The following is a 23,218-nucleotide window of genomic DNA, read 5'->3' as shown; positions in this document are numbered from 1 at the left end:
TTGGCGGCGCCGCGCGGGACGTTTAACCTTGCGGCCAAGAAAGCGGGGAGGGTGGTCGGTTGGGGGAGGCCCTGGTCGTGGTCAATCCGGCGGCGGGGCGTGGCCGCGCCGGCCGGCGCTGGCCGGAGATCGAGCCGGCGATCCGCCGCTTCCTGCCGGACGCTGCCGTCGTCTTCACCGAAGGTCCCGGCGATGCGACGGAGTTCGCCCGCGGCGGACTCGCCCGCGGCGCGCGGCATATCGTGGCGGTCGGCGGCGACGGCACGGTGAACGAGGCGCTGAACGGCCTGGTCGAGGCGGACGAGGTGCACCCCGAAGCGGTGCTGTCGCCGATTCCGGCCGGCACCGCCAATGAGCTCTGCCGCGCGCTCGGCCTGCTCGCCACGCCGGACGGTCCCTATCGCGTGCTGGGCCGCGAGGGGCGCCGGCGGATGATCGACATGGTCAGGGTCGAATGCGTCGGCCTCGATGGCCGGCCGGTCTGCCGCTACGGCTATCTCACCGCCGTGTTCGGTGCCGCGGCGGAGATCAGCTACCGCACCTCGACGTCGCGCTACCTCAAGAAGCTCGGCGGCCGGTTCAGCTACTTCGCCGAGACGCTGATCGTGACGCTGACCTACAAGCACCGTCCGGTGCGCATCGCGATCGACGGCGGGCCGCGACAATCCTTCACGCTCTATGCCGGCCTCTGCTGCAATGCGGAGAATGGCGGCGGCGGCATGAAGCTCGCCCCCGGCGCCAGCCTCGACGACGGCGTGCTCGATCTCGTGCTGTTTCACGACATCAAGCGGCGCGACATCCTGCTGCAGAAGCCGTCCTGGCTGTTCGAAGGCCGCCATGTCGAGCACCCGAAGGTCTCGGTGCATCGCGGCCAGCGCTTCTATGTGGAAAGCGAGGTCGACACGCTGGTCGATCTGGACGGCGAGACGATCGGGCGGCTGCCCGCCACCATCACAGTGTTGCCCAAGGCGCTGCCGGTGAAAGCTTAGATCGGGTCACCCTTGGCGCGGCGCTGCAGCTGGCGCAGCTTGTCCTTGCCGCCCTGGATATGCGGATTGGCGGCGACGGCGCGGCGCATCGCCTGAAATGCGGCTTCCCAATCCTTCTCGTTCTCGCGGATGGTGGCGAGGCCGGACAGGGCGCCGAAATGGCGCGGTTCCAGCGCCAGGGTCTTCTCGATATCGGCGATCGAGGCGCGGGTATTGCCCATCAGGAAATGCAGGGTCGCCCGCTTGTTCCAGCCCTCTGCATAGTTCGGCGCGAACTCCACCACGACATCGAAGAAGGACAGCGCCTTGCCGAATTCCTCGGCCTGCATCGCCTGCATTCCGCCGCCGACCAGAAGGTCCACGGTCGGGCTGCCGCTCTCCAGCCAGATGGTCCAGATCGCCTGTTCCGCCGCCTTGACCTCGATCGGATCCTCGGCTGCGTAGAGCTTGTCGAACAGCGGGTCCAGCCGCTCGTCGTCCTGCGCCGCCCGGACGGCGCCGAAACTGCCGAGAAGCAGCACCAGGGCGAGCACAATGCGCTTCATGCTGCACATGCTAAGACGAATCCGCGTCCGTCGCCAAGCCACGATCGGGCGAGGATAGAACGTCTTTGTTTACGGCTGGTTCCTGGGCCCCAGACCGGCCGGCCCCAGATTGCCAGGCCGGGGCCCGCCGGTCGCCCAGTCCAGCAGCTCGACCGTATGCACCACGGGCAGAGCCGTGCCGCCGGCGATCTGGGTAATGCAGCCGATATTGCCCGCGGCCACCACGTCGGGCGCGGTGCGCTCGATATTGGCGACCTTGCGGTCGCGCAGGCGGCCGGCGAGCTCCGGCTGCAGCAGGTTGTAGGTGCCGGCGGAGCCGCAGCAGAGATGCCCTTCCGGCGGCTCCAGCACGGTGAAGCCGGCTTCCGCCAGTAGCTGCTTCGGGGCCGCGGTGATCTTCTGGCCGTGCTGCAGCGAGCAGGCGGCGTGATAGGCGACCTTGAGCGGCTCGGGCGCGCGTGCCTGCCCAAGCCCGAGTTCGAGCAGAAGCTCGCTCACGTCGCGGGTGATCGCCGAGACCTTGGCCGCCCGCTCGGCCCAGCCGGGCTCCAGCCGCAGCATGAAGCCGTAATCCTTCACCGTGGTGCCGCAGCCCGATGCGTTGATCACGATGGCGTCGAGCCCGCCGCGCTCGATCTCGCGCGACCAGGCCTCGACATTGGCGCGGGCGAGGGCGAAGGCCGGTTCCTCCTGGCCCATATGGTGCGGCAGCGCCCCGCAGCAGCCGACACCCTCGCTCACCACCACCTCGCAGCCGAGGCGGGTGAGCAGGCGGATCGTCGCCTCGTTGATCTCGGGCGCCAGCACGCGCTGGGCGCAGCCGGTGAGCAGGGCGACGCGCTTGCGGCGCCTGCCTTGCGCCGGGAAGCTCTGCGGCCGGTCGCTGGCCGACGGTCCGGGCAACCGGCGCGGCGCCAGGTCGAGCATGGCGCGGAGTCGGCCGCGGAACAGCTTGCGCAGCGGCCAGGCCAGCATGGCCCCGACCAGCGCGGCGCGGAACAGCGCCGGCCGCACAAGCAGGATGGCGAGCAGGCGGCGCAGCCAGCGCTCGGCCGCCGGCCGCTCGTACTGTTCCTCGATCCGCGCCCGCGCGTGGTCGACCAGGTGCATGTAGTGCACGCCCGACGGGCAGGTGGTCATGCAGGAAAGGCAGGAGAGGCAGCGGTCGATATGCGTGACCTCGGTCGCGCTCGGCACGAGATCCTGCTCCAGCATCTCCTTGATCAGATAGATGCGCCCGCGCGGGCTGTCGCGCTCGTCGCCGAGCAGCACGAAGGTCGGGCAGGTGGCGGTGCAGAAGCCGCAATGCACGCAGGCGCGCAGGATCTTGTCGGCGACCTGGATGCCGGGATCTTCGAGCTGCGCGGGCGTGAAATGCGTCTGCATCAGATGCCGGCCCACATGCGGCCGGGATTGAGGATGGCTTTCGGATCGAAGGCGCCCTTCACGCGGCGGGTCAGCGCGACGAGCGCCGGCGGCTCCGGCTGGAACACGGCCGCGGCCGCGCGCAGTGCGTCCGGCGCGCGGATCAGGGTCGCGTGGCCATCGCCGCGCGGCAGCTCGCGGCGCAGCTTGTCCGCCGCGGCATCGCTGCCGTCGAGGCCGAGCCAGATCTGGCCGCCGGCCTGGTCGTACAGCCAGCCGGTGACCGGCGCGCCGGTGCTGCGCATCCTCGCGACTGTCGCGGCGCCTTCGCTCGGCGGTACCGAGAGGCGCCATACAAGGGGCGCGTCGAGCAGCGCGGCGACGTCGCGGATCTCGGTCCAGAGCCGGCCGGAATTCATGCCGTGCAGCTCCTCCTGGGCGATGCCGGGAAACATGCCGCGCAGCGCCTCCAGGCGCGCGGCGACCGAGATCGCCGTGCCTTCCAGCCGCATCGCGGTGACCGGCTTGCCGGCATCGCGCACATAGCCGACCTGGCTCAGCGCCGCGGCCGCGGCCGGCAGGTGGGCGAGGCCGGAAACTTCATGCGGTGCGCCGCCGGCGCGCGCCATCGCCGCGATCGCCGCCGGCTCGTCGAGGCCGAAAAGCAGCAGGGTGCGGGTCTTCTCCGCCGCCGGCAGTACCTTGAAGGTGATCTCGGTGAAGCAGGCGAGCGTGCCGAACGAGCCGCAGGCGAGCTTGGAAAGATCGTAGCCGGTGACGTTCTTCACGACAGTGCCACCCGACTTGAAGCTCTCGCCGCGCCCGGAGACCGCCTTGAAGCCGAGCAAGTGGTCGCGCGCGGCCCCCGCCTTGAAGCGGCGCGGCCCGGCGAGATTGGCGGCGAAGATGCCGCCGATGCTGCCGCCGCCCGCGCCGTAGAGCGGGGCGAGATCGATCGGCTCGAACGGCAGCATCTGGCCGCGCGCCGCCAGCGCCGCCTCGATCTCCGCCCGCGGCGTGCCGGGCCGCGCGGTCATGAACAGCTCGGCCGGTTCGTAGGACAGGATGCCGCTGAGCGCCGAGAGATCGAGCGTGTGCTCCGCCTGCACCGGCCGGCCGAGGCCGCGCTTGCTGCCATGCCCCAGCACTTCCAGCGGCTGGCCTTCCGCCGCGGCCCAGGCCACCGCCTCGGCGACATCCCGGGTGTCGCGCGGCTTCAGGGTCGAGGCCATCGCGTCAGAAGCGCGGCAGGTCGGGGAAGGGCAGCTGGCCGCGATGCACATGCATGCGGCCGAGCTCGGCGCAGCGGTGTAGCACCGGAAACACCTTGCCGGGATTAAGCCGGTGATTCGGATCGAAGGCGCATTTCAGGCGCTCCTGATGCGCGAGATCGATTTCGTCGAACATGGTGCCCATCAGGTCGCGCTTCTCGATGCCTACGCCGTGCTCGCCGGTCAGCACGCCGCCGACCTCGACGCAGAGGCGCAGGATGTCGGCGCCGAAGGCCTCGGCGCGGTCGAGCTCGCCCGGCAGGTTGGCGTCGTACAGGATCAGCGGATGCAGGTTGCCGTCGCCGGCATGGAACACGTTGGCGACGCGCAGGCCGTGCTTGCCCGACAGCCGCGTGATGCCGGTCAGCACCTCGGCCAGCCGGTGGCGCGGGATGGTGCCGTCCATGCAGAGATAATCGGGCGACAATCGGCCGACGGCGGGAAAGGCCGCCTTGCGCCCGGCCCAGAAGGCGAGCCGCTCGTCTTCCGAGTTGCTGGCGCGGATCGAGACGGCGCCGCAATCGCGCGCGATCTCGCTGACTCGCTGCATCAGGTCGTCCACCTCGGCCGGCGGACCGTCCAGCTCGACGATGGAAAGAGCCTCGACATCGAGCGGATAGCCGGCATTGCAGAAGGCTTCCGCCGCGTGGATCGCCGGCCGGTCCATCATCTCCATGCCGGCCGGGATGATGCCGGCGGCGATGGTCTTCGCCACCGCGTCGCCCGCGCTCTCGACGCTCGGAAAGCCGATCAGCAGCGCGCGCGCCGTGCTCGGCTTCGGCAGGATGCGCACCGTCACTTCCGTGACAACCCCGAGCAGGCCTTCGGAGCCGGTGAGCACGCCCATCAGGTCGTAGCCGGCGGCGTCGAGATGCTTGCCGCCGAGGCGGATCACGCTGCCGTCGATCAGCACCACTTCCAGGCCCAGCAGGTTGTTGGTGGTGAGGCCGTATTTCAGGCAGTGCACGCCGCCGGAATTTTCCGCCACATTGCCGCCGATCGAGCAGGCGATCTGGCTGGAGGGATCCGGCGCGTAGTAGAAGCCCAGATGCTCGACCGCCTTGGAGATGGCGAGGTTGGTGACGCCGGGCTGCACCCGGGCGCAGCGGTTCTCGATATCGACCTCCAGCACGCGGTTGAACTTGCCCATGGCGAGCAGCACGCCGTCGGCGAGCGGGAACGAGCCGCCGGAGAGCGAGGTACCGCCGCCGCGCGGCACCACCTTGATGCCGAGCGCGTCGCAAGCGGTCAGGATCGCCGCCACCTGCGCCACCGTCTCCGGCAGGAAGACGGCGAGCGGCGGCTGGCGATAGGCGGTCAGCGCGTCGCACTCATAGGGCTTGAGGCCGCGCGGATCGACGATGACGTTGTCGGCGGGCAGGACGCCCTTCAGGCGCGTCAGCAGGTCCGGCAGGCGTGCCATCGCCTCGGCATCCGGCTTGGGCATGGCAAGCGTCATTTACCCTCCCTCGTACTCAAACCTCGCTATCTGCTGGCCGAGGCTACACGAGGACCAAGCTGATCGAGTACAGCCTGTGCATTGTAGGCGTTCTGCGTACGACCTGTCGGCTCACTTTTGAACAGTTGGATCGTCCCGGACTTCACCTTGAAGTCGAGCGGTACAGGATCCGGCACCAACACATAGAATGGCCCCCGCGCAGTCTGCACCGGATACGGCGACATGCGCGGGGCCTGCCGCGCGCTCGCGCCGATCGGTTCCCGGGCGATGGAGGGCAATTCGATAAAGTGGCTGAACCCGCGTGACTTCGTCACTTCGGCGCTTCGGAAAAGCCAAAACGCGAGAACGTCTTCGGTTTGCGAGAAATGTCCGCCTTGATAGAGCACCCAATGCTGATCAGGGCCCATGCTTTCATCAGCGTATCCCTGAATTGCGTCGAGGGGCTGATAGGGCAATGACGTGCTGCATCCGCCTGCCCCAACCATCAGCGTGCCCAGCGCTATTGCAAAGGTTCTCCAGCGCGTGGCGCGACTGGACAAATTTGGCTGTTTCGCCACGAGTCCCCCTCGATGGCTGGTTGTCCCGATGGACGACGCTTTATAGTTGCTTCTCTGTAATGCGCGACCAGGACGCGGCGCCTGCCCGAACTCCATCCCCGGAATTCGGAGATCGATATGCAATCTCAAGCAGTTAGGGGGATGGCGGCCGGAATCAGCCCTGGCGGGCCTTGAACCGCGGATTCGACTTGTTGATGACGTAGACCCGCCCCTTGCGGCGGATCACGCGGCAGTCGCGATGGCGCTTCTTGGCCGATTTCAACGAGTTGAGGATCTTCATGGCAGCTTCTTCGGTCTGGCGCCCGCGAATGGAGGCGGCTTCGTAGCGGGGCATCCCCGGCCTGTCAACGGCGAAGGGCGGCGCTCAGGTCGGCTTGAAGGCCAGCATGCGGTAGAGGGTGACCTTGCCGGTCTGCATCAGGCCGACCCGGGTGGCCCACAGCTCGCCTTCCTTCAACACGGCGTCGCGCAGGGTGTCGGGCGGCGGGTCGGTCTTGATCCGCTTGGCGAAAGCCTCGAAGGCTTCGAGGATCGACTTGACGTGCTCGGCGGTGCGGTCCTCGAAAACCCGCACGTCGAAGCCGGCGCTCTCCAACAGGGCGCGCTGGTCCTTGGCCTGCAGCATATGGGCCAGCGGGAAGGCCGCCTGTACCAGCCCCTCCTGGCCGGCCGGCGACATGTAGTCGGACAGCGAGACGATGCCACCCGGCTTCAGCGCGGTGAAGATACGCTTGAACAAGGACTCCTTGTCGGCGATGCGCCAGAACGCCTCTTTGGCGATGATCGCGTCCTGGCTCTTGGCGCGGATCTCGAACTTCTCGACCTCGGTGTGCTCGATCGGGCACTTGTTGGCGAGGCCCTTGCGGGTGGAGAGGTCCATGCCGGCGGCGGCCAGCTCGCCATTGGCCTCGAAGGCCTTGAAATAGGTGCCGGCGTCGCCGTTCGCCCAGCGGCAGAGGCCGCCCAAAGCGGCGCCGAGCTCCAGCGCCGACTTGGTGTTGTTGAGGGTGCAGGGCCGGACCAGGGCGATCAGCGCGGCCTCGCCGCCCGGCGTGGTCATGCCCTCGCCGAACAAGGTTTGCACCGCGCTGAGGCGGAGCGGCGACCACAGCGTATCGGGATGCGCCTCCTCGGGCTCGACGCTCTCGGGCTCGTCGGCCTCTTCCTCGCGCGGACGCGGTCCCGAGCCGAGCGAATAGCCCCACCAGATGGCGTGCAGGCGCCGCCGCCACGGCGAAGCGTCGGGCGGGAGCGGGCTCGGTTCCCCATTCAACAGCGGAAGCAGCAAGTTGGCCTCGGCCTTGGGCGCATTTCCTCTATCGGCGCGTATGCCTATACCTAAGGGCGTAGAATGAAGAATTTCTTGTCAGATGTGCCTCGATTCCGTGCGCCTTCCGCCGGGGTCGAGGAACTTCCGCTGTTTCCGGCGGTTGTTGCGGCCCGCCGCTTCCGGTGAAACGATGGCCGGCGCGCACAAGTCCCCGGGGAAACGCTCATGAGCCTTAAGGATACCGTTACGATAGTTACCGGATCGGCAACCGGTGTGGGCTCAGCCTGTGCCCGGCGCATCGCCGCCAAGGGCGGCCGGGTGGTGGTCAACTTTACCAAGAGCGAGGCCGAGGCGAAGGAGACGCTCGCCGCCTGCGAGAAGGCGGGCGGGCAGGGCATCCTGGTCCGCGCCGACGTGTCCGACGATGCCGATTGCCGCAAGCTGGCGGCGGCGGCGCTCGACAAATGGGGCCGCATCGACAACCTGATCAACAATGCGGGCTACACCAAGTTCGTGCCGCAGAGCGAGCTCGACGGCCTCACGCCGGAGGATTTCCAGAAAATCTTCTCGGTCAACGTGACCGGCATCTACCTGATGACGCGCGCCTGCGTGCCGGCGATGCGGAAGGCGGGGCGCGGCTCGGTGGTCAACATCTCCTCGGTGGCGAGCCTGCTCGGCTCCGGCTCCTCCATCGCCTATGCGGCGTCGAAGGGGGCGGTGAACTCGCTGACCAAAGCGCTGGCGCGGGCGCTCGGGCCGGAAATCAAGGTCAATGCCGTGCTGCCGGGCTTCATCGAGGGCCGCTGGCTGCTGCAGGGCTATGGCCAGCAGGCCTATGACAACCTGAAGCGGCGCTACCAGAACTCCTCGGCGCTCGGCAAGACGGCGACGCCCGAGGATGTGGCCGATGCCTGCGTCTGGCTGATCGAGGGCGCCCCGCTCACCACCGGCGAGCTGATCAGCGTGGACAGCGGCATGCATATGGGTCCGGTCCGCTAACAGGGGCGTGGTCATGGAGCTGGTGGCACTCTCGCCGGTTTTCGGCTTCGAGGTTCGCGGGCTCGATCTCGGCTTCCCGCTGCCGCCGGACGAAGCGCAAGGCCTGCGCCGGGCCTGGAGCCGCGGATCGCTTCTGGTGTTCCGCGGGCAGAAGATGGACGACGCGGCGCTGGTGCGTTTCAGCCGGCATTTCGGCGAGCTGGAACTGCCGCCGGCCTCCAGCACGCGCCGCGCCGGCGATGGCGGGATCACGACCCAGCCCGAGATCTGGGTGATCTCCAACGTGGTGGAGAACGGCAAGCCGATCGGCGCGCTCGGCTATGGCGAGGCCGAGTGGCACACCGACATGTCCTATATCGACACGCCGCCGACCGCGAGCGTGCTTTACGGACTCGAGGTTCCGCCGGTCGGCGCCGATACCTGGTTCGCCAGCCAGCACGCGGCCTTCGAAGGCCTCCCGGCCGAGCTGAAGGAGAAGCTGGCTGGCCGGCGGGTCAATCACGATTCCTCCTACACCTCGGCAGGAGAGTTGCGGTCCGGCGCTTCGGCGCCGGTGACGCCCGATCGCGCGCCGGGTGCCCGCCATCCGATCGTGCGCACGCATCCGGAGACGGGGCGCCCGGCGCTCTATCTCGGCCGCCGCCGCAACGGCTGGATCGAGGGGCTGAAGATCGAGGAAAGCGAGGCGCTGCTCGATCGCCTATGGGCCGAATGCGTGCGCGACGACTACGTCTACAAGCACAAGTGGCAGCAAGGCGACCTGCTGATCTGGGACAACCGCGCCGTTGTGCATCGCCGCGACGCGTTCGACAACGCGCATCGCCGCGTTCTGCTGCGCACGCAGGTTCGAGGCAACAAGCCGTTCTGACCGGTCTGTCGCTGGCATAGCAGTTGCTTGGTGTGTCAGTATTCGCTGGCAGCCAAGGGAGCATCCGCCATGCGCCAGAGCATCGCCATTGCCACGCTTCTGCTGTTCGCGGGCCAAGCGGCAGAGGCCGCCGACAAGGTCCGCTTCCAGACCGATTGGATCCCTTCCGGCGAACACGCCATGTACTATGGCGGCTGGGTGAAGGGCATCTATGCCGAGGAAGGCATCGACATCACCGTCACCCGCGGCTACGGCTCCGGCGACACGGTGACCAAGCTCGCCGCCGGCGCCTTCGAGTTCGGCGTCGCGGATCTCGGCGCCGTCCTCACTGCCAGGGCGCGCCAGAACGTGCCGGTCAAGACGGTCGCCACGCTCTACACCCATTCGCCGCATTCGCTGTTCGTGCTGAAGAGCTCCGGCATCAAGGACTTCAAAGGCCTGGAAGGCAAGAAGATCGGCATCACCCCGGGCAACAGCCACAAGCTCTATTTCCCCAAAGTGGCGGAGAGGGCCGGCACCGATCCGAACAAGATTGTCTGGGTGAACATGGACGGCGCGGCGATGGCGGCGCAGCTGATCGCCCGCAACATCGATGCCGCGCCATTCTATTCGATCCACCACTACTACCAGAACAAAGCGGCGAAGGCGGCCGGGCAGGAGATCGTGGTGCTGCCCTTCGTTGAGGCAGGTTTCGCAATCTATGCCGCGTCGATCATCACCACCGACAAGATCATCGCCGAGAAGCCGGATCTGGTGAAACGTTTCCTGAAGGCGAACAAGCGCGCCTTCGAGTGGGCGCGCGACAATCCGGAGGAAGCCTGCAAGGCGCACCTCCAGAAGGTGCCTGAGGTGAAGCTCGACGATTGCATGGGCAGCCTCAAGGCCGTGGCAACCTTCGTCTTTACCGACCATGTCAAGAAGTTCGGGTGGGGCAAGTATGATCCCGAGCGGCTCGGCTTCACCTGGTCGGTCGTCGCGTCCTCGCAGGACCTCGACGCCAAGTGGGATCCGAAGCAGGCGCTCGACGTCTCACTGGTGCCATGATCGCCATCGAGGGCGTCGGCAAGACCTTCCAGTCGCGCGACGGCGATGCGGTGGAGGCGCTGCGCGGCGTCAGCCTGCAGATCCGACGGAACGAGTTCGTCTGTCTCGTCGGCCCGTCCGGTTGCGGCAAATCCACCCTGCTGCGCCTGGTCGGCGGGTTGACCTTGCCGAGCAGCGGACGCGTCAGCATCGACGGCACGACGGTCGCCGAACCGCGCAGCGATACCGGATTCGTGTTCCAGGCGGCCACTCTGCTGCCCTGGGCGACCATCCTGGACAATGTGCTGTTCCCGGCGCGGATGATGGGCGTGCTGACGGGCGCGCATGTCGAACGCGCGCGCGAGCTGCTGACGATGGTCGGGCTCGCGGGCTTCGAGGGCAAGCATCCGCGCGAGCTCTCCGGCGGTATGCAGCAGCGCGCCGGCATCTGCCGGGCCCTGGTCAACGATCCCGATATCCTGCTGATGGACGAGCCGTTCGGCGCGCTCGACGCGCTGACGCGGGAGGAGCTGACGCTCGAGCTGATGCGCATCGCGGCGGAGCGGCCGAAGACGATCCTGTTCGTCACGCATTCGATTCCGGAGGCGGTGCTGCTGGCCGACCGCGTCGTCGTGATGTCGCCCCGGCCCGGCCGTATCGCCGAAATCATCGACATCGATTTGCCGCGACCGCGCGATTTCGACATGGAGGCCCGGCATGAGTTCCAGGACGCCACAAGGCGTATCCGCGATCTCATCTTCGGCAGCCGCGCCCGCCGCGCCGCCTGAGACGATGCGCGGCAAGAGCGCTGCGCTCCGCCATGCGCGTGAAGTGTTCGTGCCGCTGGCGACCATCGCCGTCCTGTTCGCCGCCTGGGAGGCGGCGTGCCGCTTCTTCGCCATACCGGCCTACCTGGTGCCGGCGCCGTCGGCGATCTGGGTGGATACCGGCAAGCTCGCCGGGCCGGTCTTCCATCACACCGTCGCCACCACGGTGACGGTGCTGCTCGGCTTCCTGGCCTCGTTCGTGATCAGCCTGCCCTTGGCCATACTGCTCACCACCTCGCCGACCATCGCCGGCGTGATCTATCCGCTGCTGGTTCTGACCCAGTCGATCCCCAAGGTCGCGCTGGCGCCGATCCTGGTCGTCATCCTCGGCGCGAACGAGCTGCCGCGCATCGTCGTCACCTTCCTCGTGGCCTTCTTCCCGCTGGTCCTGTCGGTCGCGGCGGGCTTGGTCGCCGTGCCGCCGGAACTGATCGAGCTCGGCCGGTCGTGCCGGGCCAGCCGCTGGAAGGAGATCTGGCGCATCCGGCTCCCCTATGCGGTGCCCTTCGTCTTCTCCGGGCTGAAGGCGGCGATCACGCTGTCGGTGGTCGGCGCCGTGGTGGCCGAGTTCGTCAATGCCGATCGCGGCCTCGGCTATCTCATCGTGACTTCCACGGCGTTCTTTCAGGTGCCGGTCGCCTGGGGGGCCTTGATCATCCTGTCGCTGATGGGAATCGTGCTGTTCCAGATCGTCGTGATCGTGGAGCGCGTATTCTTCCCGTGGTCGTTATCGTCGGATCGGCCGGGAGCGTCCTAGCAGGAGAAGCCGGAATGGCGCGCAAGAAAATGGTTGTGGTGCGCGGGGGACGCCTCGTGGATATCGCCAAGCACGCCGCACCTCCGGCCGACATTCTGATCGAAGGCGACACGGTCAAGGAGATCGGCCGTCCCGGCCTTGCCGCGCCCGCCGATGCCGAAGTGATCGATGCCAAGGGCATGCTGATGCATCCGGGCCTGGTCAACGGCCACACCCATGGCCATGGCGTGCTGGCCAAGGGCATGGGCGACAAGTGGACCTTGGAGCTGCTGCTGACCGCGGCGCCCTGGATCGGCGGCAACCGCACGGCGGAGGACAAGTATCTCTCCACCTTCCTCGGCGCCGCCGAGATGCTGCTCAAGGGCTGTACCGCGGCCTATGACCTGACCTTCGAATTTCCGGCGCCGACGCCGGAGGGCATCGCCGCCTGCGGCCAGGCCTATGCCGATGCCGGCATGCGCGCCGTGCTGGCGCCGATGGTGGCGGATTTCAGCTTCTTCGAGGTGATACCCGGCCTCGTCGACGCGATGCCGGCGGCCTTGCGCGCCGATACCGAGCGCTATCGCCTGGCACCCAGGCAGCAGACCTTGAGCGCGATCCGCAAGGCGCTGAAGGCGTGGAAGTTCGACCAGGACCTGATCAAGCCGGCGGTGGCGCCGACCATTCCGCATCATTGCAGCGATCCCTTCCTCACCGGCTGCTTCCGGCTGGCGCGCGAATTCGGCGCGCCGATCCAGAGCCATGTCCAGGAATCGAAAGTGCAGGTCGTGGTCGGGCAGAAGCTGTGGGGCCTGACGCAGACCGGCCATCTCGACAAGCTCGGCATGCTGGGGCCCGATTTCTCGGTCGCGCATGGTGTATGGCTGGACCGCGACGACATGCGAAGGCTTGCCGATCACGGCTCCTCGGTCGTGCACAATCCCGGCAGCAACATGCGGCTCGGTAACGGCATCGCCGATACGCGGGGCATGCTCGATCTCGGCGTCAATCTCGGCGTCGGCACCGACGGCGCCAGCTGTTCCGACAACCAGAACATGTACGAGGCGATGCGCCTCGCCTCCTTCGCCTCCAAGGTGCGCGGCCCCGACACGGACCGCTGGCTCTCGACCGATGAGGTGCTGATCGCGGCGACGGAAGGCAGCGCCAAGGCGCTCGGCTTCGGCGACAAGGTCGGCCGCATCGCGCCGGGCTACAAGGCGGACATCGTCTTCCTCGATCTCGCCGCCATCAACTGGCTGCCGCTGAACGACGCGACCAACCAGATCGTGCATACCGAGGACGGGACCTCGGTCCACTCCGTGATGGTCGGCGGCCGCATGGTGGTGCGCGACCGCAAGCTGGTCGGCGTCGATCTGGCATCGCTGGTGGGCAAGGTCGAGGCCGCACGAGCCCGCCTCGCCAAGGCCAATGCCGAGAACAAGAAGATGTTCGAGCGACTGGAAGGCGTGGTCAACCGGTTCTGTCCCGGCCTCGCGCGCACGCCCTATCACATCGATCATTTCGCCGGCGGCCATCACGACCACCAGCATTGAGCGGCGCCGCTAGTTCAGATCGATCGCCAGCAGTTCCTCGTCGATGTCGCGGCTATCGACGCGTAGCGCGCGCGGCTCACGGCCGTAGCTCTTGAATCCGGCGCGGCGATAGAGCGCGGCGGCGGCGATATTGTCGACCGCGACGGCCGCCTGCAGAACCGCGACCTGCTGGCGGGCATGCCGGATCACGCGGCCGACCAACGCGGCGCCGATGCCGCGCCCGCGCAGGCCCGGCCGGAGATAGACGCCCCACATCACGCCCTTGTGGCGGAGGTGGGCTAAAGTCTGCACCGCGAATCCGGCGCAGCCGACAAGCTGTCCATGATCGAATACGCCGAAAATGGCGTTGGCGGCGCCCGGCGTCGGCATGCGGTCGCGGAACCAGGCGAGATCGCGCTGCGCCGCCTCCTCGAAGCTCTCCGCAAAGGCGGCGGGATGCATTTGCAGCGCCTCCAGCCGCAACGCGCGCCAAGCGGCCGCATCGGCCGGCGCGAGCTTGCGGATCTCGACGCTTGGCGGCAGGTCCCCGGAGGCAGGCGAATCCTGCGTCAGCGTACTACCAGCCATTTGCCGTTCTTCTTGACCCAGAAGCGGGCGATCTCGGACTTGCCGGGAACGTTCGGGGTGGCGAGCAAAATCGGCGCGGTGCCGTCGCCGCGGCTCACCGCGATCAGCCGGCCGTCGTAGTAGCTGGTGACGGAAAGATCGTCGCCCAGCGGATCGAGCGCCGCCGTCTCGATGAACTTCTTCTCTTGATCCAGCTCGTCGGCCGTCGCCGGCCCCATCGCGGCATCGAAATCGGCATCCAGCGCGGCCCGCGTCGCGATCACGCGGGCCTGGTCCTTGGCGGCATAGGCGGCGTGCAGCTGGCGCACCGCCGCCAGCACCTCCGTCTTGTCGCCTTGCCATTTCTCGGCGTCGAGCCAAGCCCAGCGATGCACCTTGTCGACCGTCACCTTGTGCTCCGCCCTGCCGGCGCCCTCGATCACCGCCTCGAAGATCGGCGGCTCCATGATCGAGCGCAGGATCACCACGCGGGTGACCGGCCGGGCGCCGGCCGGCTTTGCCTCGACGACGATGCTGTTCTCGCCTTCGACCAGCCACATGCCGGTCGGGGCGGCGAGGCCCATGCCGGGAAAGCCGCCGCTGTCGCCGCCGAACGACTTGATCGGCACGCCATTGACCAGGACATGGCCGGCGGAATCCTCAGGATCGACATTGACGGTGAAATTGACCGGCCGGTCCTGTGCCTGCGCGGAAACCGCGAACAGACAGAGAAGCAATTTCAGAAACGAGAGCGTCGCCCGCATGACCGCACCTCCGGCACCACGGCAATGCCGTACTCGGCGGAACCTAGCATTTCATGCGACGCGGCGCCTCAGGTGCCGAACCAGGTCTTGCGGTCGCGCTGGAAGGTCTCGTGGATGTACTCGTAGGCGGCGGCGATGCGCGGAATGCGGCGCTTGCTCTCATGCGTCACCAGCCACACATCGACGGTCGCCAGCGAGGGGATGGCGAGCTGTTCGAGCTCGGGGTGGATCAGGCTGGTATAGGCGGGCCCAAGGCCGATACCGAAGCCGGCAATGACGGCGGAGGCGAAGGCGGCCGACGAGGTCGAACGGAACACCACGCCGGGATGGCCGTCGACATAGCGTGTCCAGGATTTCAGCACCGGGTTCTCGGTGAATCCCTCATGCACGCAGAGGCGATGGGTCGCCAGCTGTTCCATGCTCTCCGGCCGCCCGAAGGTGTTGATATAGCCGCGCGCGGCGAACAGCAGGAAGCCGAGCCGGCCGACCCGGGCCGCCACCGCGGCCGGCTGGGTCGGCCGGACGAAGCGGATGGCGATGTCGGCTTCCGTGCTGCTCAGGTCGGTGAGCTCGCTGCCGGCATCCACCTCGATGGCGATCAGCGGGTTCTCGCGCTGGAAGCGGACCATGCGGGGGATCAGCCAGTTGGTGGCAAAACCCTCGCTCGTCGTGATGCGGACCGGTCCGGCCAAGCGGTCGTCGATGCCGGCGAAGGTCTTCTCGATCTCCAGCGTCAGCTGATCGATGTTGCTTAGGGTTTCGATGATACGAGAGGCCGGCTCGGTCAGGCGCAGCAGATTTTGCGAGCGCTCGAACAGGCGCACGCCGAGCGCCCGTTGCGCCGCCTCGATGCGGCGCCGGACAGTCGAATGCTCACGGCGCAGCATGCGAGCTGCGGCCGAATAGCTGCCGCACTGCGCCACGGTGAGGATGTAACGAAGATCCTCCCAGTTGCGGATGCCGGAGCGGCGCTGTCGTTGTAATCCTGCCATCGAACCCCTTGGGCATTTTTGCCCAACTCAATGGGAAAGAATAGCCGTCGTGCCGGGTTCCGCGTAGCGGCAGCATGGTCTCCAGGCAGAGGAGATCAGGCCGTGCTTCGCGACAATGCAATCATACATCGTATATATGCTTGGTGGTGCAGTCGCAGCAATAGATTCGCCGCGTTGATCGCACTTTTCGCGCTGTTGTCCTATGGCGCGGGACACAATGCCTGGTCGTCTCCCTGGCTCTGGGCAGCCGCCCTTTTCGTCGCCCTGGCCCTGCCCCGCTACTCGCGGTTTTCCAATCAGGTCGATGAGCGATTTTGCCGACTGACTGCCTGGGTTACGGCCGGGCGCGGTGCCCGCTTCGCCCTGCAATTCGCCTTCAACCTGGCGATGCTGGGTGCGATGGCCTGGGGCGGGGCGCTCGATCCGGACAAGCTGGCGATCGTCGGCGGCGTTCTGGCCTTGGCCGCGCTCACCACCGCCGCCTCGCAAGGGGCGCAGTACGTCGGTCTTTTGCTGGCGCGCTATGGCGTCGGCGAGCCGATGACCAATGTCCAGGTCGGCCTCTCGGCCAATATCGTCGCGACGGCGCTGGCCAGCATCGGCCTCGCCCCGGCTGCCGAGGCCTACACTGTTCTTGCGCTCGCGCTCGGCCTGCTCGGCTTCGGCAGCGGGCTGGTTTCCGACCTGCGCGGCGTGTTGGCGCCGCGCGGCGGTGTCGGCCTCTTCTTCGGCACCTTCAACCCGGTGCATCGCACGCACCTTGCGCTGATCGAGCGCGCGATCACCGAGCGGCGCCTCGCCAAGGTGATCGTGCATCCGACGCTGCTCACCGCCGGACACCGGCGGGCGATGGAGCAGGGCGAGATCCGCATCGGCCGCGTCGAGAACGGCTACGAGGTGTTCGAAAAGACGCCGCATGCCGATCCGAATGTCGATTACTTCCCGACCGGCGACCGCTTCCTGCCGCCCGCGACCCGTCGCGACCTGATCCAGGCGGCGGTGCGCGAACGCGGCCTCGCGGGCCGGGTCGAGGTCTGGTTCCTGCCGGAGGTCTACGCGGCGCGCGGCTTCCTCGGCATCTATCGCGAAGCGCGCCGGCGCTTCCCGGGCCAGGCGCTGCACGTGATCCACGGCAGCGACTGGGGCGGCATGCAGGTCCGCGCCATCGCCGATGACAGCGGCTGGCACTACCCCTTCGCAGTGCGCCGCCGCGACGACGTATCCGCCACCGCAATCCGGCGCGGCGCCAAGGGACTCGCCCCCGTCTGCGTCGAGCTTGCGCTCGAGCGCCTGGCCAATGGCGAGCCGGCGATCGTCGAGCCGGCCGTCGTGACGGCCCGCGAAACAACCGGTGACATTCCGCAACAAGACAAACAGGAGAAGGTGCACGCCCATGCCTGACGATCAAGCTGCCGTCGCCGCTTCGGGCGACAACAACCCGCCAGTGCTCGAAGTCCGCGTTGCCCGTTCGCTCGACGATCTGATGATGGTCGTGGCGGTCCGCGCGCTGGTCTATATGGGCGAGCAGAACTGCCCCTATGCCGAGGAGTTCGACGGCAACGACCTCGTCGCCACCAATCTGATCGGCTTCGTCAACGGCGAGCCGGCGGCGACCGTGCGCATGCGCTATTTCGGCGGCTTCGCCAAGCACGAGCGGACCACGGTGCGGCCGGAGTTCCGCGGCACCGGCATCGGCAAGGCGATCGTCGACTACTCGCTGGAATACCTGCGCAAGAAGGGCTTCCAGACGATGTACGGCCATGCGCGCGCCGACCTGCGCGAATACTGGGAACGCCGCGGCTTCACCGTCTACGCACAGCCGTTCCGCTTCTCGGAGCACGAATACCTGCCGATGGCGGGACCGCTCGGCAGCCATTCCGATCCGCTGACGGTCGAGACCGATCCGCTCGTGCTGAACCGGCCGGAAGGCGAGTGGGACCGCCCTGGCGTGCTCGACGCCTCGGCGGCGCGCTGAGCCATGCGGCGATCCAGCTACGCCCTGCGTGCGGAGTCGTTCACCGCGCCGATCCTGGTGGCGCTCGGCATCCAGCGCGAATACACGATGGCGGGCCGTCCGTTCTCCATCCCGGGCATCGAGCAGAGCCTCGGCAATTGCCGGCGCCTGCTCGAGCATGCCCGGGCCCGCCGCTGGATCGTCGCGCATGTCCGGCACGTGCAGGACGGCCCTCTGTTCAGCGACCGCAATGAATATGCCGCCTGCGTACCGGGCTTCGAGCCGCTGCCCGGCGAGCCGGTCTTCGAGAAGTCGCGGCTGTCCTGCCTCACCTCGCCCGGCTTCAGCGCATTGATGGACGCCGCGGCGAATGCCGGCAACGACGTCTACATCATGGGCTATGCGGGTGAGATGTGCTGCCTCGCCACCCTGGTCGGGCTGTTCGACCTCGGCATCCAGGCGAACTACGTGATCGATGCGTCGCTGTCGCGGCCGGGCCCACGCATGTCGGCCCAGGCGACGCATGCCTATCTCGCCGAAATTCTCGTCAACTATGCGAATATCTTGGAGACATTCGATGTCGTCAGTGAACGAGCCCTCCGCGCCGTATAGTCGCGGCCCCGGCACGATCGACCTGGCCGCCGAGCGGCTGGCGCGAGGCATTCCCGGCCGCGTCGCCGCCGTAGCCCGGCCGATGCGGACGGTGGATATCGCCACCGAGCTTGAGGGCGCGATGGTGGCGCTGGCGACGCGGCACGGCAAGGAGCTGGCGATCGCGCCGGCCTTCCGCACCCATCTCGACGCCAATATCCGTATCGCCGATGTCGATACCGACGAGCTCGGCACGTTCACCGGCGAAGTCGCGCGGCCGTTCGGGCCGGTCGAGACGGCGGTGGAGAAGGCGCGCCGCGGCCTCGAGGTTAGCGGTCTCTCCTTTGCGATCGCCAGCGAGGGCAGCTACCGCCCGGATGGACCGATGTTCACCGGCGCGCGCAATGTCGAGATCCTCACCCTGGTCGGCCGCCGCTGGGCGATGCCGATCACCGAGGTGGCGATCAACGTCGAGAGCAATTTCGATCACTTCACCGTCGGCGCCGCCGGCTATCGCTCGGCCGCGTTCTGGGACTTCCTCGAGACGGTCGGCTTCCCTGCGCATGCGCTGGTGGTGGTGCCGCACGGGCCGGTCGGGCGCCCGCCGATCTTCCGCGGCATCAAGACGCTCGACGATCTGGGCGCTGCCATCGAACAGGCGATGGCGGCGTCCGGCATCGGGCTCGCGCATGTGGAGACCGACATGCGGGCGCATATGAACCCGACGCGGATGCGGGCGATCTCGCAGCTCGCCGACCGGTTGGCGCTGATCGTGGCGAGCGGCGGCTCGACGCCGTTCTACGGCGACGACGAATAGGGGGCGCCGGGTGCCCCCCACTCACTCGACCGTCTCGTCCGCGTAGACGCCCCACAGATAGCCGCGCGGCACGTAGCCCTTGTTTCCCTTGATGTCGACCTGGCACCAGGCGTCCTTGCACGAGAGCAGGCGGCCCTGCACGCCGCCCTCGGCCATCAGCGCCACGGCGGCGTCCTCCTCCGGCCGCTCGCGCAGCATGCGGGTGCCGCCGGTGATCAGGATGTAGCGGCGGCCGCTCAGCAGGTTCTTGTGCACCCAGCTCTCGGTGCCTTCGGAATCGCGGATCTTGCGGAACAGCTCGTACTCGGCGACTACCTCGACCGGCAGGTTGCGGCGATTGTAGACCCAACTGATCGGATAGTTGGTGCCGGGCCCGACCCGGGCATTGACCTTGTCGGCGGCGAGCGAGACGAAGCGCGGCACCGGCAGGCCGGTGACGCCGCCGGTCTTGGCGCCGGGCGGGGCTTCGACGACCGCCATCTCGCCGCCCCGCGGCTTCGCCAGCGGGGCGGGCGGCGGCGCGTCGTGCAACAGCGATTCGGCGGCGGGCGAGCTGTCGGCGCGGCCCGTCTCGGCTCCCGGCTTCGGCAGCGGCGGCGGCGGTGCTGCCGGCTGAGCGGCTGCCGCGCCGCAGATCAGGAGGGCCGACAGTAGGGCGCCGATCCGGCGCAGTGCTCGTCGCATGATGCTGCCGCTTATCCTGCCATTCGCCTGCCGGTCAACCGGCTTGTCTCGCGCGGGCCCGATGCGGGCCTGGCCGGCGCATGGCTGCCGGGCCTTATCATGTTGGCGCAAAGCGGTGTCGGAGCGCTAGGCTGCGCACCCCGCCCTTGGATTCCCGTCGTGCTCTGGATTCCCATCACCGTCGCCGCGGCGTTCCTGCAATGCATGCGGACCGCCCTGCAGAAGCGCCTTGTCGGCACGGTCGGCACCGATGCGGCCAATTTCGTGCGCTACCTCTACGGCGCCCCGCTGGCCGCCATCGTGCTGGCCGGGCTTGCGTTGTTCGGCACCGAAGCCATTCCGCAGCCCGGCCTTCGGTTCTTTGCCCTCGCGATGCTGGGCGGCATGGCGCAGATCGTCGCCACCACCTGCCTGATCCTGGCCTTCACGCTGCGCAACTTCGCCGTCGGCACCACGCTGTCGAAGACCGAGACGGTGCAGACCGCGGTGATGGCGACGGTGTTCCTGGCCGAGCCGCTCGGCCTGGTCGCCTGGATCGCCATCCTGATCAGTCTGGTCGGCGTGCTGCTGCTATCGCTGCCGGCCAAGGCAGGCGGGCTGCGCGACATCTGGCGCGGTATCGGCGAGCGGGCGGCGCTGTTCGGTCTGGCATCCGGCGGGCTGTTCGGGCTGTCGGCAATCGGCATCCGCGGTGCCTCTCTGTCGCTGCCGGAGGGCAGCTTCGTGGTCCGCGCCTTCCTGACGCTCGCCTTCATCACCGCGTTCCAATCGGTGGTGATGGGCGGCTGGCTGCTCTGGCGCGACCCCGCCGCTTTGGTGCGCACCATCCGCCTGTGGCGCGATGCGGCGCCGGTCGGCATCCTCTCGGTGATCGGCTCGGCCGGCTGGTTCACGGCGATGACCCTGCAGAACGCGGCCTATGTCCGCGCGGTCGGGCAGGTCGAGCTGATCTTCACCCTGATCGTGTCGCGCTATGGTTTCGGCGAGCGGCCGACGCTCCGCGAGCTCGGCGGGATCGCGCTGGTGGCCGGCGGTGTGATCGTGCTGCTGGTCGGGCGGTGACGCCGGTCACGGAGGCGCTAGACTGGTCGCTCCGGGGCCACGGACCGGTGATCCAGGCGACATCAACCGGCCGTAAGCCGTAGCGGCGGAGACGGGACGGACCCACCATGCGCAGCCTCAGCTTCATCGCTCTCATCTTTCTCGGCCTCGCCGGCACGGCCGGAGCCGGCGAGCTCGTCGTCACCAAGTCGACCGTGCCGGGTCTCGATCCCGGCACGATCATCGATGGCGCCGACAAGCTCAGTCTCAAGGCCGGGCATCGGCTGAGCCTGATCGCCCCGACAGGCAAGGTGATCAACCTCGTCGGCCCCTATCAGGGCATCCCGGACGCCTCCGCCGGCGGCCCGCGGGAAGAGAAACTGGTCACCACCCTCGCCACGCTGATGACCGGCCACGGGCGCGATGCGAGCCAGCTCGGCGCGACGCGCAACGCGGCGGAACGACGCGGTCGGCAGGTCTGGGCCGTCGAGGTGGGCGCCAGCGGTGCGCAATGCATACAGAAGGGACAGGCGCCGGTGCTGTGGCAGCCGGGCGCCACGCAGCCCCGGCCGGTCGAGTTGGCCAAGACCGGTGGCGAGCGGGTCCGTATTGCGTGGCCCAAAGGGGAGGCGATGGCGCCCTGGCCGAAGAAGGTGCCGGTGGCCGACGGCGCCACCTATCTCATCGGCGGCGTCTCGGTAGTTTTGCATTTTGTAGCAACTCCCTCCGGCAATCCGGCGGAACTTGCGGCGGCGCTGACCGAGAAGGGCTGCGATGCCCAGGCCTTGGCCGTGCTCGGCACCGCCGAGTAGCGCTGGCCGGAGAGAGGAAGAGCCATGGCGGAAAAACGTGTCATTCAAGTGCCGGCCCTGGAACGGGCCGCAGCGGGCCGCAAGCCGCCGCTCTCCTGGGCCGTCGAGGCGGGCGGCTTCGTCTTCGTCTCCGGCATTCCGCCGATCGATCCCGATCACGGCGGGTTTCTGAAAGGGACGATCGAGCAGCAGACCGAGCGGGCTCTGGAAAACGTCAAGCTGGTGTTGACGGCCGCCGGTACCTCGCTCGATAAAGTTGTAAAGGTCACGATTTATTCGGTGAACTCAGCAAATTTCGGCCGGATAAACTCTGTCTACGAGAAATATTTCACGCAGAATCCCCCGGCGAGGACCTTCGTTACGGTCGCGTCATGGCCGCTCGAATTCGACATGGAGATCGAATGTGTCGCGATTCTCTAATAGATCGTTACGAAGTGCTGGCCAGACTTACGTGAATTAACACGGCCTCAAGAGTCCTGCGTTAGACCGGCAACCAAGACTTGGTTCTTGTTGTCAGGGAATTCTAGCGGAAGGGCTTCGGGAAATGCCGCGTCATCTCTTCGCGACGGTTTCGCTCGCGATCGGGGCAACTTTACTGGTGGCGGCCCAGCCGGCCCCCGCGCAGACCCTGATCTACGCTACGCAGACGACGAAGAATGCCACCGACTACCGGCGCGAAATTCCGGCGATCACGGCTGAAGAGCTGAAGAGGGCCAATGCCGGGATCGAGCTGAAAGTCCATTTTGAAGGCGAGCTCGTGACGGCGAGCGAGCTGTGGCGGGCGGTTACCGGCGGCAGCGCCGATATCGTCAGCGCCTTCCTCCCGACGACGTCCGGCAGTCCGGCCGAAGTGCTGTTCACCGGCCTGCCGGCCCTGCTCGGCGGATCGGCGGATATCGAGAAGCTGGCTGCCTCGGAGGCTCTCAAGCTGTTCGACGGTGCGCTGCGTACGCATGGCGCCGTCCTGGTCGGCGGCTATTGGGACCTGCTGGCGATCGGCTCGACTGGGGAATGCATCACCAATCCGCAGCAGCTCGACAAGCTCGCGGTGCGCGGGCCGGGCAAGGCCTACGACATGCTGTACGCCTCGCAGGGCGGCATCACCGTGCCGCTGCCGTCGCCGGAGATCCCGCGCGCGCTGAAAACCGGCGCCGTCGATTCGGTGACGACGACGCTGTCGTCCATGACCGTCGGCAACGGCCACAAATATCTCAAGTGCATCACCGACCCGACAGTCGCCGTGCCCGGCATGGTGTTCGTGGCGACGCTGATGTCCGCCAAATCCTTCGATGCCTTGCCGCCGGAGCGCCAGAAGGCGGTGCTGGAGGCCGGCAGGCAGATGAGCGTGCGCGTCCAGGCCGAGGCGAACAAGGCGACCAGCGCGACCTTGGACCGCATCCGGGCCGACGGCGTCAAGATCGTGGGCATTTCGCCGGCAGATGTCGCCGCATGGCGCGCGGCTGCGGAGCGTTCCGCCTGGGCGCAGTTCCGCAAGGCGAGCCCCGCCGCTGACCAGATGATCACGGCCGCCGCGGCCGCAATCGCCCGCTAAGCG

Annotated in this window: 26 protein-coding genes; 15 read left to right on the top strand and 11 right to left on the bottom strand. The window is 67.7% G+C overall.

Translation table 11 applies throughout. The features are described from left to right. The first annotated feature begins 59 nt into the window (after positions 1–59). A complete protein-coding gene (locus DT074_RS09645) occupies positions 60–989 on the top strand; it encodes a diacylglycerol/lipid kinase family protein (RefSeq protein WP_119419622.1) in 930 nt (309 codons plus the stop codon). Here the strand turns inward: DT074_RS09645 and DT074_RS09640 are convergent. The 7 genes from DT074_RS09640 to DT074_RS09615 all read right to left on the bottom strand — a co-directional run bounded on the left by DT074_RS09640 (position 986) and on the right by DT074_RS09615 (position 7,474). Then, positions 986–1,534 carry a tetratricopeptide repeat protein gene (locus DT074_RS09640; protein ID WP_119419621.1) on the bottom strand — a complete coding sequence of 183 codons (549 nt, stop codon included), beginning with the start codon at positions 1,532–1,534 and terminating at the stop codon, positions 986–988. The genes DT074_RS09645 and DT074_RS09640 overlap by 4 nt on opposite strands. A gap of 69 nt (positions 1,535–1,603) precedes the next feature. Beyond that, complete coding sequence (glcF, locus tag DT074_RS09635) at positions 1,604–2,920, bottom strand: glycolate oxidase subunit GlcF (RefSeq protein ID WP_119419657.1); 1,317 nt, start codon at positions 2,918–2,920, stop codon at positions 1,604–1,606. Then, positions 2,920–4,131 carry a glycolate oxidase subunit GlcE gene (gene glcE, locus DT074_RS09630; RefSeq protein WP_119419620.1) on the bottom strand — a complete coding sequence of 404 codons (1,212 nt, stop codon included), beginning with the start codon at positions 4,129–4,131 and terminating at the stop codon, positions 2,920–2,922. Before glcE ends, glcF begins: the two co-directional genes overlap by 1 nt. A 4-nt stretch (positions 4,132–4,135) precedes the next feature. Further along, positions 4,136–5,629 (bottom strand): FAD-linked oxidase C-terminal domain-containing protein, encoded by a 1,494-nt coding sequence (locus tag DT074_RS09625; RefSeq protein ID WP_119419619.1) that lies wholly within the window; start codon positions 5,627–5,629, stop codon positions 4,136–4,138. Positions 5,630–5,655: 26 nt separating this feature from the next. Next, a complete protein-coding gene (locus DT074_RS27980) occupies positions 5,656–6,186 on the bottom strand; it encodes a CC0125/CC1285 family lipoprotein (RefSeq protein WP_162914766.1) in 531 nt (176 codons plus the stop codon). Between the two features lie 154 nt (positions 6,187–6,340). Next, positions 6,341–6,466 carry a type B 50S ribosomal protein L36 gene (ykgO, locus tag DT074_RS09620; RefSeq protein WP_119419656.1) on the bottom strand — a complete coding sequence of 42 codons (126 nt, stop codon included), beginning with the start codon at positions 6,464–6,466 and terminating at the stop codon, positions 6,341–6,343. A gap of 84 nt (positions 6,467–6,550) precedes the next feature. Continuing rightward, on the bottom strand, positions 6,551–7,474 hold the full coding sequence (locus DT074_RS09615) for a methyltransferase domain-containing protein (protein ID WP_119419618.1): 924 nt from the start codon (positions 7,472–7,474) through the stop codon (positions 6,551–6,553). A gap of 207 nt (positions 7,475–7,681) precedes the next feature. On the opposite strand from DT074_RS09615, the gene DT074_RS09610 reads away from it, so the two are divergent. The 6 genes from DT074_RS09610 to DT074_RS09585 all read left to right on the top strand — a co-directional run bounded on the left by DT074_RS09610 (position 7,682) and on the right by DT074_RS09585 (position 13,462). Continuing rightward, a complete protein-coding gene (locus DT074_RS09610) occupies positions 7,682–8,455 on the top strand; it encodes an SDR family NAD(P)-dependent oxidoreductase (RefSeq protein ID WP_119419617.1) in 774 nt (257 codons plus the stop codon). Positions 8,456–8,468: 13 nt separating this feature from the next. Beyond that, entirely contained in the window at positions 8,469–9,323 is an 855-nt protein-coding gene (locus DT074_RS09605) for a TauD/TfdA dioxygenase family protein (RefSeq protein ID WP_119419616.1), read from the top strand. Positions 9,324–9,392: 69 nt separating this feature from the next. Continuing rightward, complete coding sequence (locus DT074_RS09600; protein ID WP_119419615.1) at positions 9,393–10,367, top strand: ABC transporter substrate-binding protein; 975 nt, start codon at positions 9,393–9,395, stop codon at positions 10,365–10,367. After that, complete coding sequence (locus DT074_RS09595; protein WP_119419614.1) at positions 10,364–11,134, top strand: ABC transporter ATP-binding protein; 771 nt, start codon at positions 10,364–10,366, stop codon at positions 11,132–11,134. Before DT074_RS09600 ends, DT074_RS09595 begins: the two co-directional genes overlap by 4 nt. Positions 11,135–11,138: 4 nt before the next feature. After that, positions 11,139–11,930, top strand: a complete 792-nt coding sequence (locus DT074_RS09590; protein WP_119419613.1) for an ABC transporter permease — start codon at positions 11,139–11,141, stop codon at positions 11,928–11,930. Positions 11,931–11,944: 14 nt separating this feature from the next. Continuing rightward, positions 11,945–13,462, top strand: a complete 1,518-nt coding sequence (locus DT074_RS09585) for an amidohydrolase family protein (protein ID WP_119419612.1) — start codon at positions 11,945–11,947, stop codon at positions 13,460–13,462. A gap of 9 nt (positions 13,463–13,471) precedes the next feature. Here DT074_RS09585 and DT074_RS27975 read toward each other — a convergent pair whose 3' ends face one another. The 3 genes from DT074_RS27975 to DT074_RS09575 all read right to left on the bottom strand — a co-directional run bounded on the left by DT074_RS27975 (position 13,472) and on the right by DT074_RS09575 (position 15,764). Continuing rightward, on the bottom strand, positions 13,472–14,029 hold the full coding sequence (locus tag DT074_RS27975; protein ID WP_162914765.1) for a GNAT family N-acetyltransferase: 558 nt from the start codon (positions 14,027–14,029) through the stop codon (positions 13,472–13,474). Next, complete coding sequence (locus DT074_RS27970; RefSeq protein ID WP_162914764.1) at positions 14,011–14,772, bottom strand: hypothetical protein; 762 nt, start codon at positions 14,770–14,772, stop codon at positions 14,011–14,013. Before DT074_RS27970 ends, DT074_RS27975 begins: the two co-directional genes overlap by 19 nt. A 68-nt stretch (positions 14,773–14,840) precedes the next feature. Continuing rightward, positions 14,841–15,764 (bottom strand): LysR family transcriptional regulator, encoded by a 924-nt coding sequence (locus tag DT074_RS09575; RefSeq protein WP_119419611.1) that lies wholly within the window; start codon positions 15,762–15,764, stop codon positions 14,841–14,843. A gap of 174 nt (positions 15,765–15,938) precedes the next feature. On the opposite strand from DT074_RS09575, the gene DT074_RS09570 reads away from it, so the two are divergent. The 4 genes from DT074_RS09570 to DT074_RS09555 are packed head-to-tail and all read left to right on the top strand — an operon-like array spanning position 15,939 to position 19,126. Then, the gene (locus DT074_RS09570) at positions 15,939–17,165 is read left to right on the top strand and encodes a hypothetical protein (RefSeq protein WP_119419610.1); all 1,227 of its coding nucleotides are present in this window, start codon (positions 15,939–15,941) and stop codon (positions 17,163–17,165) included. Then, on the top strand, positions 17,158–17,739 hold the full coding sequence (locus tag DT074_RS09565) for a GNAT family N-acetyltransferase (protein WP_119419609.1): 582 nt from the start codon (positions 17,158–17,160) through the stop codon (positions 17,737–17,739). Before DT074_RS09570 ends, DT074_RS09565 begins: the two co-directional genes overlap by 8 nt. A 3-nt stretch (positions 17,740–17,742) precedes the next feature. Continuing rightward, complete coding sequence (locus DT074_RS09560; protein WP_119419608.1) at positions 17,743–18,330, top strand: isochorismatase family protein; 588 nt, start codon at positions 17,743–17,745, stop codon at positions 18,328–18,330. Then, the gene (locus tag DT074_RS09555; RefSeq protein ID WP_162914763.1) at positions 18,296–19,126 is read left to right on the top strand and encodes a DUF6671 family protein; all 831 of its coding nucleotides are present in this window, start codon (positions 18,296–18,298) and stop codon (positions 19,124–19,126) included. Before DT074_RS09560 ends, DT074_RS09555 begins: the two co-directional genes overlap by 35 nt. A 21-nt stretch (positions 19,127–19,147) precedes the next feature. Here the strand turns inward: DT074_RS09555 and DT074_RS09550 are convergent, their stop codons facing one another. Beyond that, on the bottom strand, positions 19,148–19,810 hold the full coding sequence (locus DT074_RS09550; protein ID WP_368744567.1) for an SH3 domain-containing protein: 663 nt from the start codon (positions 19,808–19,810) through the stop codon (positions 19,148–19,150). Positions 19,811–19,969: 159 nt separating this feature from the next. Between DT074_RS09550 and DT074_RS09545 the strand changes: the two genes are divergently transcribed. From DT074_RS09545 to DT074_RS09530, 4 genes are all read left to right on the top strand, one after another. Continuing rightward, on the top strand, positions 19,970–20,872 hold the full coding sequence (locus DT074_RS09545) for an EamA family transporter (protein WP_162914762.1): 903 nt from the start codon (positions 19,970–19,972) through the stop codon (positions 20,870–20,872). Positions 20,873–20,979: 107 nt separating this feature from the next. Beyond that, on the top strand, positions 20,980–21,663 hold the full coding sequence (locus tag DT074_RS09540) for a hypothetical protein (protein ID WP_119419605.1): 684 nt from the start codon (positions 20,980–20,982) through the stop codon (positions 21,661–21,663). 24 nt (positions 21,664–21,687) lie between these two features. Beyond that, entirely contained in the window at positions 21,688–22,083 is a 396-nt protein-coding gene (locus DT074_RS09535) for a Rid family detoxifying hydrolase (RefSeq protein WP_119419604.1), read from the top strand. Between the two features lie 124 nt (positions 22,084–22,207). Continuing rightward, complete coding sequence (locus DT074_RS09530; protein WP_119419603.1) at positions 22,208–23,215, top strand: TRAP transporter substrate-binding protein; 1,008 nt, start codon at positions 22,208–22,210, stop codon at positions 23,213–23,215. The last annotated feature ends 3 nt before the right edge of the window (positions 23,216–23,218 follow it).

It is taken from the genome of Desertibaculum subflavum (genome assembly GCA_003576705.1).
In the GTDB taxonomy this organism is placed as follows: Bacteria; Pseudomonadota; Alphaproteobacteria; order Ferrovibrionales; family Ferrovibrionaceae; genus Desertibaculum; species Desertibaculum subflavum.
Note: the sequence above shows the minus strand (reverse complement) of the source record. Positions and strands in the feature narration are given on the sequence as shown.

What these genes read in the sequence shown, in the direction of transcription:
- DT074_RS09530 (WP_119419603.1), top strand. Translation starts at nt 22,208, where the DNA reads ATGCCGCGTCATCTCTTCGCGACGGTTTCGCTCGCGATCGGGGCAACT.
- DT074_RS09595 (WP_119419614.1), top strand. Translation starts at nt 10,364, where the DNA reads ATGATCGCCATCGAGGGCGTCGGCAAGACCTTCCAGTCGCGCGACGGC.
- DT074_RS27970 (WP_162914764.1), bottom strand. Translation starts at nt 14,772, where the DNA reads ATGCGGGCGACGCTCTCGTTTCTGAAATTGCTTCTCTGTCTGTTCGCG.
- DT074_RS09575 (WP_119419611.1), bottom strand. Translation starts at nt 15,764, where the DNA reads ATGGCAGGATTACAACGACAGCGCCGCTCCGGCATCCGCAACTGGGAG.
- DT074_RS09540 (WP_119419605.1), top strand. Translation starts at nt 20,980, where the DNA reads ATGCGCAGCCTCAGCTTCATCGCTCTCATCTTTCTCGGCCTCGCCGGC.
- DT074_RS09585 (WP_119419612.1), top strand. Translation starts at nt 11,945, where the DNA reads ATGGCGCGCAAGAAAATGGTTGTGGTGCGCGGGGGACGCCTCGTGGAT.
- DT074_RS09565 (WP_119419609.1), top strand. Translation starts at nt 17,158, where the DNA reads ATGCCTGACGATCAAGCTGCCGTCGCCGCTTCGGGCGACAACAACCCG.
- DT074_RS09560 (WP_119419608.1), top strand. Translation starts at nt 17,743, where the DNA reads ATGCGGCGATCCAGCTACGCCCTGCGTGCGGAGTCGTTCACCGCGCCG.
- DT074_RS09625 (WP_119419619.1), bottom strand. Translation starts at nt 5,629, where the DNA reads ATGACGCTTGCCATGCCCAAGCCGGATGCCGAGGCGATGGCACGCCTG.
- DT074_RS09550 (WP_368744567.1), bottom strand. Translation starts at nt 19,810, where the DNA reads ATGCGACGAGCACTGCGCCGGATCGGCGCCCTACTGTCGGCCCTCCTG.
- DT074_RS09555 (WP_162914763.1), top strand. Translation starts at nt 18,296, where the DNA reads ATGTCGTCAGTGAACGAGCCCTCCGCGCCGTATAGTCGCGGCCCCGGC.
- DT074_RS09610 (WP_119419617.1), top strand. Translation starts at nt 7,682, where the DNA reads ATGAGCCTTAAGGATACCGTTACGATAGTTACCGGATCGGCAACCGGT.
- DT074_RS09605 (WP_119419616.1), top strand. Translation starts at nt 8,469, where the DNA reads ATGGAGCTGGTGGCACTCTCGCCGGTTTTCGGCTTCGAGGTTCGCGGG.
- DT074_RS27975 (WP_162914765.1), bottom strand. Translation starts at nt 14,029, where the DNA reads ATGGCTGGTAGTACGCTGACGCAGGATTCGCCTGCCTCCGGGGACCTG.
- DT074_RS09535 (WP_119419604.1), top strand. Translation starts at nt 21,688, where the DNA reads ATGGCGGAAAAACGTGTCATTCAAGTGCCGGCCCTGGAACGGGCCGCA.
- ykgO (WP_119419656.1), bottom strand. Translation starts at nt 6,466, where the DNA reads ATGAAGATCCTCAACTCGTTGAAATCGGCCAAGAAGCGCCATCGCGAC.
- DT074_RS09640 (WP_119419621.1), bottom strand. Translation starts at nt 1,534, where the DNA reads ATGAAGCGCATTGTGCTCGCCCTGGTGCTGCTTCTCGGCAGTTTCGGC.
- glcF (WP_119419657.1), bottom strand. Translation starts at nt 2,920, where the DNA reads ATGCAGACGCATTTCACGCCCGCGCAGCTCGAAGATCCCGGCATCCAG.
- DT074_RS09590 (WP_119419613.1), top strand. Translation starts at nt 11,139, where the DNA reads ATGCGCGGCAAGAGCGCTGCGCTCCGCCATGCGCGTGAAGTGTTCGTG.
- DT074_RS09600 (WP_119419615.1), top strand. Translation starts at nt 9,393, where the DNA reads ATGCGCCAGAGCATCGCCATTGCCACGCTTCTGCTGTTCGCGGGCCAA.
- glcE (WP_119419620.1), bottom strand. Translation starts at nt 4,131, where the DNA reads ATGGCCTCGACCCTGAAGCCGCGCGACACCCGGGATGTCGCCGAGGCG.